The organism is Bacillus sp. JJ1566 (assembly GCF_036962685.1).
Taxonomy (GTDB): Bacteria; Bacillota; Bacilli; order Bacillales; family Bacillaceae_L; genus Ferdinandcohnia.
Genome location: NZ_JBALOP010000017.1, coordinates 122,426 through 136,785, shown reverse-complemented (window position 1 = coordinate 136,785; position 14,360 = coordinate 122,426). Strand labels below are relative to the sequence as shown.

The window sequence follows — 14,360 nt, the reverse complement described above, 5'->3', positions numbered from 1 at the left end:
TCTCTAAATATATTATATTTTGAATAATGAGTGAACTTGTTTTAGTTCCGATAAGGAAGGTGATCCTAATTTATGGCTACATTACTTGAAGTAAAAAATCTAAAAACATACTTCTACAAAAAGAAAACAGTAATACCTGCCGTAGATGGCGTTGATTTGAAAATAAATAAAGGTGAAACCTTAGCAATAGTTGGTGAATCTGGGTCTGGTAAAAGTATTACCTCGCTTTCTATTATGAAGCTAGTACCAAGTCCACCAGGAAAAATCGTTGAAGGCGAAATCATTCTTGATGGTAGAAACCTTGTTGATTTATCAGAAGCAGAAATGTGTAAGGTTCGCGGGAATGAAGTATCAATGATTTTCCAAGAACCAATGACATCACTTAATCCAGTTCTTACTGTTGGTGAACAAATAATTGAAGTACTGATGTATCACCAAAAAATGTCCAAAGCAGAGGCAACAAAAAAAGCAATAGAAATGCTGGAAATGGTTGGTTTCTCAAGGGCAGCTGAATTAATCAATGATTATCCACATCGGCTCTCAGGTGGTATGCGACAAAGGGTCATGATTGCCATTGCAATGAGCTGTAATCCTAAGCTTCTTATTGCGGATGAGCCTACTACAGCACTTGACGTTACAATCCAGGCTCAAATTCTTGATTTAATGAAGGACCTGAGCCGTAAGTTTGATACTTCGATTCTTTTAATCACCCATGATTTGGGAGTCGTGTCAGAGGTAGCAGATAATATCGTAGTTATGTACGGTGGCCAAGTTGTCGAGCAATCACCAGTTGATGATTTATTTGACGAACCATTACACCCATACACGGTTGGACTGATGAACTCAATACCTGCATTAGAAGGTGAAATTGGACGCCTTCAATCAATCGAAGGAAACGTACCATCACCAGAGAATATGCCGAAAGGATGCAGATTTGCTCCGCGCTGTTCAAAAGCTTATGACCGCTGTTTTTCAGAAGCACCTCAGCTAAAACAAATGGGTAAAGACAGAGCAGTTCGCTGTTTCCTATATGATGACGAGGGGGCAAAAGCATGATTTCAACACATGAAGAAAAGAAAGTTGAGGCATCACAGGAAAAGAGTGATATCATCCTTGAGCTTCAAGACGTAAAAAAATACTTTCCAATCAAGGCTGGTCTCTTACAGCGAAATGTAGGAAATGTTAAAGCGGTTGATGGCATCAGCCTACAAATTAAAAAAGGTGAAACAATTGGACTAGTTGGAGAGTCAGGTTGTGGAAAATCTACAACTGGACGAACCATTATTCGATTGTATGAACCGACTGATGGAAAAATCATTTTTAAGGGGAAAGACATCACCCATATGTCTGAAAGTGAATTAAGAAAAACTGTTCGAAGAGACATTCAAATGGTATTCCAGGATCCTTTCGCAACCCTTAATCCGAGAAAGACTTTGCGTTCTATTATTAAGGAACCATTGATTACTCATAAACTTTACACCGCAAAAGAACGAGAAGAGAAAGTAAAGGAATTAATGGAAACTGTTGGTTTAAACTCTTCCTTTATTAACAGATATCCACATGAATTCTCAGGGGGACAGCGTCAAAGAATCGGGATTGCAAGAGCACTCGCTTTAAATCCGGAATTAATTATTGCAGATGAACCTGTATCAGCACTCGATGTATCGATTCAAGCACAGGTTATTAACTTAATGGAAGATCTACAAGAAGAATTTGGACTAACGTACATCTTTATCTCACATGACTTGAGTGTTGTAAGACATATTAGTGATAGAGTGGGAGTTATGTATTTAGGTAGAATGATGGAATTAGCAAATAAAGAAGATTTATATGCTGAACCGCTTCATCCATATACACAAGCATTATTATCTGCAGTACCTGTTCCTAAAAGATCAGGGGCAATTAAAAGAGAACGAATTGTACTTAAAGGAGAGCTTCCGAGTCCTTCGAATCCGCCAAGTGGATGTGTGTTCCACACACGTTGTCCGGCCGCAACCGATATTTGCCGCCAGTTAGTGCCAGAATTTAAAGAAGTCAAACAAGGGCATTTTGTTGCATGTCACCTTTTCGAATAAAGGTGGCTGCACAGAATATATATAGATTCTTTGAAGGGAGGAGATGCACCTAAGAGGGATCGATTTACGCAGTAAAATCTAAAAATTCTAACAAAATGATAGGGGGAAACAAACGTGAAGTTAAGAAAAAGCTTATGGCTATTTTTAGTCCTAACACTTGTAATGTCACTTTTCTTAGCGGCTTGTTCAGGTGGCGGAGAAAAAGCTTCTGAAACGCCAAAAGAAGAAAAGCCAAAGGAAGAAACACCGAAGGAAGAACCAAAAAACAATGACCCAGTTGATGGTGGAGATCTAGTTGTTGGATCTGCTGGTAGCCCAACATTATTCAACCCATATTTCTCAACTGATACTGCTTCAAGTGACATTGAAGGTTTCATTTACAATGGATTAGTAACAGTAAACTTAGACCTAGAAGTACAAAATGACCTAGCTGAAGATATCCAAGCTTCAGAAGATGGTTTAGAGTACACTGTAAAACTTAAGCAAGGTGTTAAATTCCATGACGGAGAAGAAATGACAGCTGATGACGTTGTATTCTCTTACATGTTGATGAAAAACCCAGATGTAGTTTCTGAGCGTAAATCAAACTTTGAAAGCATGGAAAAAGTTGAAAAGATTGACGACTACACTGTTAAATTTACTTTAAACAAAGTAGACGTAACTTTCTACCCAACGACTTTAAGCTATTCAGTATTACCTGAACATATCCTAAAAGATATTCCAGCAGGTGAACTACATGAAGCTGAATTCAACACTAAGAGCCCAATCGGAACTGGTCCATTCAAATTTGTTGAGTGGAAAGATGGAGAATATGTAAAAGTTGAAGCATTCGATGACTATTTTGATGGTCGTCCACACTTAGATACAATCACTACTCGTTATGTAGCAGATGCTAACGCACTAGTTGCTGCATTACAAGCTGGTGAAATCGACATGTACAACGCAGTTCCTGGAACTGAAGTTGACACAGTTAAAGCAATCGATGGTACTAAAGTTGAGAATGGTTTAGCACTTTCATACACTTTCTTAGCATTTAACCAAAAGGATGAAAGATTCCAAGACAAGCGTGTTCGTCAAGCATTCACTCACGCTGTTAACAAAGAAGCAATCGTTTCAAGCATTATGAATGGTGCTGGTCAACCAGCTAACGCTCCTGATAGCCCATTAATGTGGACTTACAATGATGATGTTCCACAATTCGATTATGACTTAGAAAAAGCGAAAGCATTACTTAAAGAAGCTGGCTGGGAAGATACAAACGGTAACAATATCTTAGATAAAGATGGTAAAGAATTATCATTCTCTATCAAAACGAACCAAGGTAACAAAATCCGTGAAGATATCGCTGTAGTATTACAACAACAATTTAAAGAAATTGGTGTTGAAGCAAAACCAGAAATCGTTGAATGGTCTGCTTTCATTGAGCAAATCTCTGCTCCAAACTGGGATTACGAAGCTATGATTCTTGGTTGGGCATTATCAACATTCCCTGACCAATATGATATCTTCCACTCTTCACAATCTGAAGAAGGCTTAAACTTCGCTTGGTATAAGAACGAAGAAGCTGACAAGTTAATGGAAGAAGCAAGACAAACAACTGACATTGAGAAATACAAAGAAATTCACAAAGATCTTTACCAAATCATTGTAGAAGATCAAGCTTACACATTCTTGTATTATCCTGAAGAATTCCGTGCTATGCCGAATGAATTACAAGGTTATGAATTCCATTCTCGTAATCCATTCTACAATGCACACAAATGGTGGTTACAACCTGCAAACTAATAATATTTAACAATCATGATAGTTGCAGAGGGAAGGGTAAAGTTTCCCTTCCCTCTTTCTTTTGGAAACCGAAAATTCCTAGATATACGTATCTAGATCAAACATAGACGAATTTATTAAATTGTGAAGGAGAAATAGCTATGGTATCTTATATCATCCGTCGAACATTAATGGCTATTCCCCTATTATTAGGAATTACCATCATCTCATTTGCAATTATGCATATGGCTCCAGGTGATCCCACTTCACTACTGATGGATCCTAATATTAGTGCAAAGGACCGAGCAGTTGTTATAGAGAAGTACGGTCTTAATGATCCCATCCATATTCAATATTTCAAATGGTTAGGTAACATGTTACAAGGTGATTTTGGTAATTCAATTATTCAAAAAGGTAGAGATGTATCTGAATTAATTTGGAATCGATTGCCTAATACACTTTTATTGATGGGAGTATCTACTATATTAGCCATCGCTATCGCCGTACCATTTGGTGTAATCTCAGCAGTACGACCATATTCTAAAATTGACTATACAGTTACAGTGTCTTCATTTTTAGGACTAGCTATCCCAAATTTTTGGTTTGGATTAATCTTAATTATGATTTTCTCTGTTCACTTACACTGGTTCCCGGCTGCAGGTACACAAACACTGAATGCACCATTTAGCATATGGGATCGCATTCATCATCTAATCTTGCCAGCGTTTGTTTTAGCTACAGCAGATATGGCGAGTTTAACAAGATACACACGTTCGAGTATGATCGAGGTTGTTAACCAAGACTATATGCGAACTGCAAGAGCAAAAGGTTTCAGAGAAGGAAAAGTAATCGCAAAGCATGGATTACGAAACGGATTAATTCCGGTTATAACGATATTTGGAATCATGATACCAAGTTTCATCGGTGGTTCGGTTATTGTAGAATCTGTTTTCGGTTGGCCGGGACTTGGTAAATTATTTGTTGATTCTGCTTTCCAACGTGACTATCCAATTGTAATGGCAATAACAGTTATTTCCTCTGTATTAGTAGTAGTAGGAAACCTTATAGCCGATATTCTTTATGCTATCTTTGATCCGAGAATTGAATACTAGAGAAGGGGGAAATAAGGATGGCACAGCCTAATTTAGCATCAGGAAACGAAATTGAACTACAAGGTTTAAGTTCAAAGGCAGATACTATGACGAAAATAATGATGCGTAAGTTCATGAAAAATAAACTTGCCATTATCGGTGCGGTATTATTGATTTTAATAATCTTATCAGCGGTATTTGCACCGTTATTAACACCACATGATCCGGATAAACAGGATTTGTTCAAACGACTAGTAAACCCTAGTAAGGAACATCTATTAGGTACAGATACATTTGGACGAGATCTTTTAACTCGATTATTGTATGGAGCAAGAATTTCATTATTAGTTGGGTTTGCTTCAGTTGCTGGGGCAATTACAATCGGAACAGCACTTGGTGCAATTGCAGGATATTTCGGTGGTATTGTTGATGCAATGATCATGAGATTTGTTGATATCATGCTCTCAATTCCACAAATCTTCTTGCTTATTACACTTGTAACGATTTTTAACCCAGGTGTTGATAAGTTAATTCTTATCTTTGCACTTACAGGGTGGACGACCACTGCCAGATTGGTACGAGGTGAGTTTTTATCATTACGTGGTCGTGAATTTGTTTTAGCATCAAAAACAATTGGAACTAGAAGCTTTACGATTATTTTTAGGGAAATTCTACCTAACGCAATGGGTCCAATCATTGTTGCAGCAACATTAAATGTTGGGGGAGTTATTTTAGCAGAATCTGCTCTTAGTTACCTTGGATTGGGTATAATGCCACCAACACCAAGCTGGGGGAATATGCTTCAAGGTGCTCAGAGTATTACAATCATGCTTAATCAGTGGTGGGTTCCAACTGCACCAGGTTTAATGATTTTAATTACAGTACTCTGTTTTAACTTCGTAGGTGATGGTCTTCGTGACGCACTTGATCCAAAAATAAATGACTAAAAAGCCAAGATGCCATCTTGGCTTTTTTTGATCTCAAATTTCTACATTGATTTTTGTCATCTTTTGTAAGCGCGACCCATAGATTATAGTAAGGAAATGGGACGAGCAGGTGATTCAATTGAGAAAGTATTTCTATTACAGTATTTTATGGTATGCGGATGGGTAGGGCTTTTTTATATTTAGTTGGGTTTGGTTTGGCAGTTTGTGGAGGCATTACAACCATTGGTTATTTAAATCTAACGACTACAGGACTATCCTTTTGGGAATACTTACAATTTATTAGTAGAAGAGTAGAATGTTATCTAGTTGTAGTGGGCTTAGCAATGATTTGGTTTAGTATTTACTATCCTTCAATGCGAGCTAAAAAAGAATAACTATCTATAAGTATTTTTCTAACAATACATGAATAATATGGAATAAAATTTTCTCCTTCTGCCTATACTGTTGACAAACAGCTTTGAAGTGAGGGGTAATAAATGTTGTTTCTTCATGATATTTGGGTAAATTGGTTTGAAGGTGAAGAAAATGGTTACAACGTTTGCCACTTCCATGAATGGCGTAAGGATGATAGTGTTGAACTGTTAGACCAGGTACCTTTGCTAAAAATTGAGTCTCCATTGTTTAACTACATCGAGAATGATTTAATGGAACTTCCACAGCAACTTCTAATGGATGTTTACCAAAAAGCGTATGTTCGTAAAAATCATGAACGGATTCAGCTAGATTACTGTTTTGTTGTGACAGACGGTCACGGAATTATGGCGATAGACACAATAGGCTACAACATCCCGATTCGGAAAAGTCGATTAATTCCAAGGCAGGAACAGCTCGTTTATGAAATGGTGAATGGACATGAAGCGATTCCTTATACCTTTGATAGTAAGGGTACTACAATGGAAAAGGAATATCATATTTTATCTCCATCACCTGTTGAAATGGCAGGCTTAACCCGTAAGGAAAGGCAGCTAAAGCAGCTTTTGTTTATGGCGTTAGATCAGTTAGCATCAACGAAAAATGTGGCAGAAATCAGGTATTGGTATACGGAATGGAATCCGTCCAGATACCAAGAAATTCAGGAAATGCAGTTTGAGGATGTATGGCAAAACCTCTATGAAGAAACTAGAAACGGTTGGACAGGCAAACATGTCCAACTATGTGAAAACCTAATTAAAGGCCAACCATTTTTTGAAAAGCTTTGGGAAATGGAACATGAATCAAAAGTTTAACTTTAATTAAAGGCAATGGAAAAAGGATTTGTATTTGTACAAATCCTTTTTTTCGTTTCATTACCTTTTTTTTCGACCTAGGCCCATGGCATTTTCCATTTTTTTAACGGTTTTACTTGCCACTTTATTTGCTTTTTCCGCACCAGCATCTAGAATTTCATCTAATTTTGATGAGTTTAGGATGTCGTAATATCTTTCTTGAATAGGGCGAATTTCGTTCAATACAACCTCTGCTAGGTCTGCTTTAAATACTCCATACCCTTTTCCGTCATATAGAGCTTCGATTTCCTCAATGGATTTATTGCTGAAATTTGAATAGATGGTAAGAAGGTTTGAAATGCCAGGTTTATTTTCCTTATCAAATTTCACTATACCTTCTGAATCTGTTACAGCACTTTTAATCTTTTTCTCAATTTGTTTTGGATCATCGAGTAAAGCAATAAAGCTTTTTGGGTTTGGATCCGATTTACTCATTTTTTTGGTTGGATCTTGTAATGACATAATTCTAGCGCCTTCTTTAGGAATTCTGGCATCAGGTATCGTGAAGATTTCACGGTATTTTTTGTTGAATCTTTCTGCCAGGTCGCGAGTTAATTCAATATGTTGCTTTTGATCCTCGCCGACTGGAACAAGGTCTGCATTGTATAAAAGAATATCTCCAGCCATAAGTGGGGGATATGTTAATAATCCAGCCACAACTGCTTCTTTTCCTTGTGACTTATCTTTAAATTGTGTCATTCTCTCAAGTTCACCGATATAAGAGACACATTGTAACATCCAACCTGCTTGAGCATGTGCAGGAACCTCTGATTGAATGAATAGAGTTGCTTTTTCTGGATCAAGCCCAATTGCTAAATATAGTGCAGCTAAGCTTTTGATATTTTCGCGTAATTTTTTAGCGTCCTGTGGTACAGTAATCGCATGTTGGTCCACAATACAATAGAAGCAATTATATTCATTTTGCAATTCAACAAATTGTTTCATCGCTCCGATATAATTCCCTAATGTTACGGATCCACTTGGTTGAATCCCGGAAAAAATAGTTTGCATCTTGATTCTCTCCTTTTTAAAAAAACTGTGAAAATGAGTAGAGTAGTAAATGACAAAATAAAAAACCATTCGCCACTAACAATTTAATGTTAGGGACGAATGGTTACCGCGTTGCCACCCTAGTTATTTTACTCTTATGGAGTAAAATCTCTCGTATCCTTGTAACGTAAGGAGAACACGTCTTTACCTACTTTAATTTTCAGTAAAGATGCTCATAAGTCCATTCCATATGCTCCATTATCTGTTCTCACCAACCACAGACTCTCTGCAAGAGGATACCCTCCAAATGGTATTCATATGTACTACTCTTCTTCATCGCACGTTATTCATATTATTTTTATTATATTCTTTTCAAACTAAAATGCAAGTATTGAAGCAAAAATTAATGGTAAAACATAGGAAACAAATACGCATAAGATATATCGTTTTGAAACAACATAAGTAGCGTATAACTTTTAGAAACAAATATCAAATTACATACTTGGGAGGTAGACTGTTTGAAAAAATTATCTTGGCTATTAAGTATACTTTTTACAAGTGCTCTCGTGCTTTCAGCCTGTGGAACATTTGACAATGGAAAAGAAGAAGGTGGCGGGGCAAAGGGGGAAGGAGTTAAGCAAGAACTGAGAATAAATATTAGTTCTGAACCTCCAACATTACATCCAGGCTTAGCAACCGACTCTACATCTGGAGTAGTACTCAACCATGCTTTTGAAGGTTTAACTCGAATTAGTAAAAATGGGGAACCAGAAGAAGCAATGGCTGAAAAAATTGATGTGTCTGAGGATGGAAAAACGTATACGTTTACTATTCGTGATGCGAAATGGTCAAATGGTGACCCAGTTACTGCCCATGATTTTGAGTATGCATGGAAATGGGTGCTCGTTCCTGGAAATCAATCTGACTATGCTTCACAAATTTATAACTATATTGAGGGAGCAAAAAACGCATACGATACTCCAGATATATCAATCGATAAAATGCAGAATGTAGGTATTAAGGCAATTGATGATAAAACATTAGAGGTTAAACTCTTAAATCCTACTGCTTATTTCTTAGAGTTGACTGCTTTTTATACCTATTTTCCGGTAAATAGTAAAATCGCAAAGGACAACCCAGACTGGGCAAACCGTGTTGATGAATCTTATGTCTCGAACGGGCCATTTGTGATTGCAGATAAATCAGCAACTATTACCCTTAATAAAAATAAGGACTATTGGGATGCCGATTCAGTAAAGTTAGAGAAAATCACAATGGATATGATTAATGACCCGAGTACAGAGTACCAAAGCTTCAAAAAAGGAGAATTAGATTGGGCTGGGGCACCGATGTCGGCATTGCCAACGGATGTTATTCCTACTTTAGAAAAAGAAGGAACACTCCAAAAAAGCACAATTGCCGGAACATATTGGTATAAGTTTAATATTAACAAGGAGCCGTTCCAAAATGAAAATCTACGTAAAGCATTTGCATATGCGATCAATCGAAAAGCGATAGTAGAGAATGTTGCACTAGGTGGACAAATTCCAGCAATGGCTTTAGTTCCTACGACAATACTTAAGGAAAATGAGAAAGGTTATTTCAAGGATAATGATGTAGCGGCAGCAAAGGAGCATTTACAAAAAGCATTAGATGAACTGGGATTATCCAATGTATCGGAGCTTCCCCCAATTGCCCTTTCCTATAATACATCTGAAGGGCATCAAAAAATTGCTCAAGCAATCCAGGATATGTGGAGAAAGGAATTAGGAGTTGAAGTCACCCTTAATAATGCGGAATGGACTGTATTTCTTGATAATGTTGATACAGGTAATTTCCAGATTGCACGTACAGGTTGGTTAGCTGACTTCAATGACCCTGTAAACTTCCTTGAAATCTATACAGTACCACAAGGTAATAATGATACAGGCTGGACTAGTGAAACCTTTAATAATCTTCTCGCACAAGCTGCTGTTGAAACAGATAAGAATAAACGTCTTGACCTTCTAAAAGAAGCGGAAAAAGTAGTAATTAGTGAAATGCCCATTGCACCAATCTACTTCTACACAAACAACTGGGTTCAAAATGAGAATCTGAAAGGCGTTGTTATTTCACCATTAGGTGATGCTCAATTTAAGTGGGCTTATTTTGAATAAAAGAAGTAAGCAAAATTGTGAGGTATATAGTCGACCTATATACCTCACTTTTTGAAAAGGGTTAATGGGAGGTGTATAAAGTGGCTAAATATATAATTAAGAGATTAATCTACATGGTGATATCGCTCATCTTGATTGTAACCGCCACATTTTTCTTAATGCAAGCGGCTCCTGGTGGTCCGTTTACAAAAGAAAAGGAAGTACCGCCAGAAATTGAAGCGGCGCTAAATGCCCATTATGGGTTAGACCAACCTTTATATAAACAGTATTTTAACTATTTATATGATGTGGCAAGATGGGATTTTGGTCCCTCCTTCAAATATAAAGCAATGACTGTTAATGAAATTATTAATAATGGATTTCCAATTTCCTTTTTCTTAGGGATTGAGGCGATTTTAATCGCGATTGCAATTGGCGTTATATTAGGTGTAATTGCTGCTCTTTATCATAATAAATGGCAGGATTATTCTGCCATGATTGTCGCTGTTTTAGGGATTTCCGTTCCAAGCTTTATTTTAGCTACGATTTTACAATATATCTTCGCCATTAAGCTGGATATTTTTCCAGTTGCAAGATGGGAATCATTTATGCATACGATTTTACCTGCAATTGCACTAGCTGCTTCACCAATGGCCTTTATCGCACGATTAACACGATCAAGTATGCTTGAGGTGTTAAGCAATGATTATATTAAAACAGCTCGTGCAAAAGGATTAGCTCAAGGCACAATCACAATTAAGCATACAATTCGAAATGCAATGCTACCAGTTGTCTCGTATATGGGGCCATTAACAGCAGGAATCTTAACGGGTAGCTTTGTCATTGAAAAAATCTTTGGAATACCTGGATTAGGGGACGAATTTGTTACGAGTATTACAAATCGTGATTATACCGTGATTATGGGAGTCACTGTCTTTTATAGTATCTTACTCTTGATTTCTGTTCTCCTTGTCGATATTTTGTACGGATTTATTGACCCTCGCATCAAGCTATCTGGGGCGAAGAAAGGAGACTAATTAATGCAGAATATTCCAAAGGAAATGTTTACGCCCGCAACAATGAACGAGAATGAAGCTGAAAAAATTTCAAAACCAAGTTTATCTTTTTGGAAGGATGTCACGTCTCGATTTAAGAAAAATAAACTTGCATTGGTAGGTGTAGTTCTTTTAATTTTATTACTAATCATGGCAATTTTTGGACCAATGATGAATGAATTTGATTATCGAACAACAGACCTTACACATGCCAATGAAGCACCATCAAGTGTGCATTGGTTTGGAACAGATGAATTGGGAAGAGATGTTTTTACTAGGACTTGGGAAGGAGCACGAATCTCTTTATTTATTGGACTTGCAGCGGCTGTTATTGACCTTGTAATTGGTGTTTTATGGGGTGGTATATCTGGCTATATGGGTGGAAAAGTCGATGAATTTATGATGAGATTCGCAGATATTTTATATGGTGTTCCATATTTACTACTAGTTATTTTACTTATGGTTATTCTCGAACAAGGATTAGGCACGATGATTCTTGCGATGACGATAACTGGATGGATTAATATGGCGCGGATTGTTAGAGGACAAGTCTTGCAGTTGAAATATCAGGAATATGTACTAGCCGCTCAAACGCTAGGTGCTGACGTTAAGCGAATTATGTTTAAGCACTTGATTCCGAATTCCATGGGTCCGATTTTAGTTACGATGACATTAACAATTCCAAATGCAATCTTTACGGAATCCTTTTTAAGTTATCTTGGCTTAGGTGTGCAGGTTCCTCTTGCTAGCTGGGGAACTATGGCTTCAGAAGGCTTGCCAGCATTTGAATATTATCCATGGCGATTGTTCTTTCCAGCTACCTTGATCTGTGTCACGATCTTTGCTTTTAACGTAATCGGCGATGGAATGCGAGACGCATTAGACCCAAGGCTGCGCAAGTAAGGGAGTGAGTAAATGGACAAGTTATTAGAAGTAAAAGACCTTGAAGTCGCTTTTCAAACCTATGCGGGTGAAGTAAAGGCAGTCCGCGGTGTGAATTTTGATTTATATAAGGGTGAAACACTTGCAATTGTCGGGGAATCAGGGTCTGGAAAAAGTGTAACCTCGCAGACAATCATGAAACTTATTCCAATGCCACCTGGAAAAATTACGAAAGGACAAATCCTTTTTGACGGAGAAGACCTTGTTCCTAAAACCAACAAGGAAATGGAGAAGATTCGAGGGAAGGATATTGGCATGATCTTTCAGGACCCGATGACTTCCCTTAATCCAACAATGAAGGTCGGCATGCAAATAATGGAGGTTTTGATAAAACATCAAAACATGTCGAAGGGTAATGCAAAGGACCGTGCAATTGAACTCCTACGACTTGTAGGAATTGCTAGCCCAGAGAAGCGAGTAAACCAATATCCGCATGAATTTAGTGGTGGAATGAGACAGCGAGCGATGATTGCCATTGCATTGGCTTCAAGTCCTAAATTATTGATTGCAGACGAACCAACCACGGCACTGGACGTAACGATTCAAGCACAAATCTTAGAATTAATGAAAGACCTCCAAAAAAAACTGGAAACATCGATTATTTTTATCACACATGATTTAGGCGTAGTGGCCAATGTCGCAGATAGGGTTGCTGTAATGTATGCTGGAAAAATAGTTGAATACGGGACGGTAGATGAAATTTTTTATAACCCAAAGCATCCTTATACATGGGGGTTATTATCGTCAATGCCTAGTCTAGATAACGATGAACAGACAGAGTTAATGGCTATTCCAGGGTCACCGCCTGACCTTACAAATCCTCCAAAGGGAGATGCGTTTGCACCAAGAAATCGTTTTGCTATGAAAATTGATTATGAAATGGAACCACCAATGTTTAAGGTTTCAGATACACATTATGCTGCAACATGGCTACTTCATCCCGACGCACCAAAAGTGGAACCGCCTGAAGCCGTAAAACGTCGAATGAAAAACTTCTCATCCGAAAAGCAAGACAGAAAGGATGATGAATGAAATGGCAGAAAAACAAAAATTAGTTGAAATTAAAAATTTAAAGCAATATTTTAATGTTGGAAAACCTAATATGGTAAAAGCAGTGGACGGAATTACCTTTGATATTTATAAAGGAGAAACATTAGGTCTAGTGGGAGAGTCTGGATGTGGAAAATCAACTACTGGAAGGACCATTATTCGCCTATATAATGCTACGGGTGGCGAGGTTATTTTTAATGGAGAAAATGTTCACGGGAAAAAGTCCAAAAAAGAGTTGAAAAAGTTTAACCGGAAAATGCAAATGATTTTCCAGGATCCATATGCTTCTTTAAATCCAAGAATGACTGTAGCGGATATTGTGGCTGAGGGTATTGATATTCATGGATTAGCCCAAAACAATAGTGAGCGAATGGAACAAGTATATTCACTTTTGGAAACAGTTGGACTAAACCGGGAGCATGCGAATCGGTATCCACATGAATTCTCTGGAGGACAACGTCAACGGATTGGAATCGCACGTGCACTTGCGGTAAAACCAGACTTTATTATTGCAGATGAACCTATCTCAGCTTTAGATGTTTCCATTCAAGCGCAAGTCGTCAATCTATTGAAAAGACTCCAAGAAGAAAAAGGATTAACTTACTTATTTATTGCACATGATTTGTCGATGGTGAAATATATTAGTGACCGTATAGGAGTTATGTATTTCGGAAAAATCGTTGAGCTTGCAGATGCGAACGACTTATATTTAAACCCCATTCATCCATATACAAAATCATTGTTATCAGCAATTCCACTGCCAGACCCTGATTATGAACGAAATCGAAAACGACTAATTTATGATCCAAAAGAACATGGCTATTCTGAAAATGAAGAGATAAAGCTCCGTGAAATTAGACCAGGACATCTCGTTTCATGTTCAGAAAAGGAGTACAAAGAATATAAAGCAAAATACAGCTAAAATGGCCTTTCATTAGGGCCATTTTTTAATTATATTTAGTAGGAGTTAGCCACTTCTGCTAAATATAATTAAAGCCTCCGGCGGATGCCACGATTTTTCAAAGGAAATTTTTCAGCATTAACTG

Annotated in this window: 13 protein-coding genes and 1 other annotated feature; of the genes, 12 read left to right on the top strand and 1 reads right to left on the bottom strand. The window is 37.5% G+C overall.

The window, feature by feature from the left end; all coding sequences use genetic code 11:
- The first annotated feature begins 72 nt into the window (after positions 1-72).
- The 7 genes from V7112_RS09115 (at position 73) to V7112_RS09085 (ending at position 7,103) form a co-directional block, all read left to right on the top strand.
- Positions 73-1,056: an ABC transporter ATP-binding protein gene (locus tag V7112_RS09115; RefSeq protein WP_335418060.1), complete on the top strand. Its 984-nt coding sequence runs from the start codon at positions 73-75 to the stop codon at positions 1,054-1,056.
- Positions 1,053-2,075: an ABC transporter ATP-binding protein gene (locus tag V7112_RS09110; RefSeq protein ID WP_335418057.1), complete on the top strand. Its 1,023-nt coding sequence runs from the start codon at positions 1,053-1,055 to the stop codon at positions 2,073-2,075. Before V7112_RS09115 ends, V7112_RS09110 begins: the two co-directional genes overlap by 4 nt.
- 114 nt (positions 2,076-2,189) lie before the next feature.
- On the top strand, positions 2,190-3,860 hold the full coding sequence (locus V7112_RS09105; RefSeq protein ID WP_335418055.1) for a peptide-binding protein: 1,671 nt from the start codon (positions 2,190-2,192) through the stop codon (positions 3,858-3,860).
- Positions 3,861-4,000: 140 nt separating this feature from the next.
- On the top strand, positions 4,001-4,951 hold the full coding sequence (locus V7112_RS09100) for an ABC transporter permease (protein ID WP_335418052.1): 951 nt from the start codon (positions 4,001-4,003) through the stop codon (positions 4,949-4,951).
- Between the two features lie 17 nt (positions 4,952-4,968).
- On the top strand, positions 4,969-5,877 hold the full coding sequence (gene opp4C, locus V7112_RS09095; protein ID WP_335418049.1) for an oligopeptide ABC transporter permease: 909 nt from the start codon (positions 4,969-4,971) through the stop codon (positions 5,875-5,877).
- Positions 5,878-6,071: 194 nt separating this feature from the next.
- On the top strand, positions 6,072-6,251 hold the full coding sequence (locus tag V7112_RS09090; protein WP_438823876.1) for a hypothetical protein: 180 nt from the start codon (positions 6,072-6,074) through the stop codon (positions 6,249-6,251).
- A gap of 102 nt (positions 6,252-6,353) precedes the next feature.
- Positions 6,354-7,103, top strand: a complete 750-nt coding sequence (locus tag V7112_RS09085; RefSeq protein WP_335418043.1) for a YjbA family protein — start codon at positions 6,354-6,356, stop codon at positions 7,101-7,103.
- 60 nt (positions 7,104-7,163) lie between these two features.
- On the opposite strand, the gene trpS is transcribed toward V7112_RS09085, so the two are convergent.
- Positions 7,164-8,153, bottom strand: coding sequence for a tryptophan--tRNA ligase (trpS, locus tag V7112_RS09080; protein ID WP_335418040.1), 990 nt, complete (start codon positions 8,151-8,153; stop codon positions 7,164-7,166).
- 88 nt (positions 8,154-8,241) lie between these two features.
- Positions 8,242-8,478: a binding site (T-box leader), on the bottom strand.
- A 172-nt stretch (positions 8,479-8,650) separates the two neighbouring features.
- Between trpS and V7112_RS09075 the strand changes: the two genes are divergently transcribed.
- From V7112_RS09075 to V7112_RS09055, 5 genes are all read left to right on the top strand, one after another.
- Positions 8,651-10,288 carry a peptide ABC transporter substrate-binding protein gene (locus tag V7112_RS09075; RefSeq protein WP_335418038.1) on the top strand — a complete coding sequence of 546 codons (1,638 nt, stop codon included), beginning with the start codon at positions 8,651-8,653 and terminating at the stop codon, positions 10,286-10,288.
- Positions 10,289-10,368: 80 nt separating this feature from the next.
- The gene (locus tag V7112_RS09070) at positions 10,369-11,304 is read left to right on the top strand and encodes an ABC transporter permease (RefSeq protein ID WP_335418035.1); all 936 of its coding nucleotides are present in this window, start codon (positions 10,369-10,371) and stop codon (positions 11,302-11,304) included.
- Between the two features lie 3 nt (positions 11,305-11,307).
- The gene (locus V7112_RS09065; RefSeq protein ID WP_335418033.1) at positions 11,308-12,225 is read left to right on the top strand and encodes an ABC transporter permease; all 918 of its coding nucleotides are present in this window, start codon (positions 11,308-11,310) and stop codon (positions 12,223-12,225) included.
- A 12-nt stretch (positions 12,226-12,237) separates the two neighbouring features.
- Positions 12,238-13,296 carry an ABC transporter ATP-binding protein gene (locus tag V7112_RS09060; RefSeq protein ID WP_335418029.1) on the top strand — a complete coding sequence of 353 codons (1,059 nt, stop codon included), beginning with the start codon at positions 12,238-12,240 and terminating at the stop codon, positions 13,294-13,296.
- Position 13,297: 1 nt separating this feature from the next.
- Positions 13,298-14,236, top strand: coding sequence for an ABC transporter ATP-binding protein (locus tag V7112_RS09055; protein ID WP_335418025.1), 939 nt, complete (start codon positions 13,298-13,300; stop codon positions 14,234-14,236).
- Positions 14,237-14,360 lie beyond the last annotated feature (124 nt).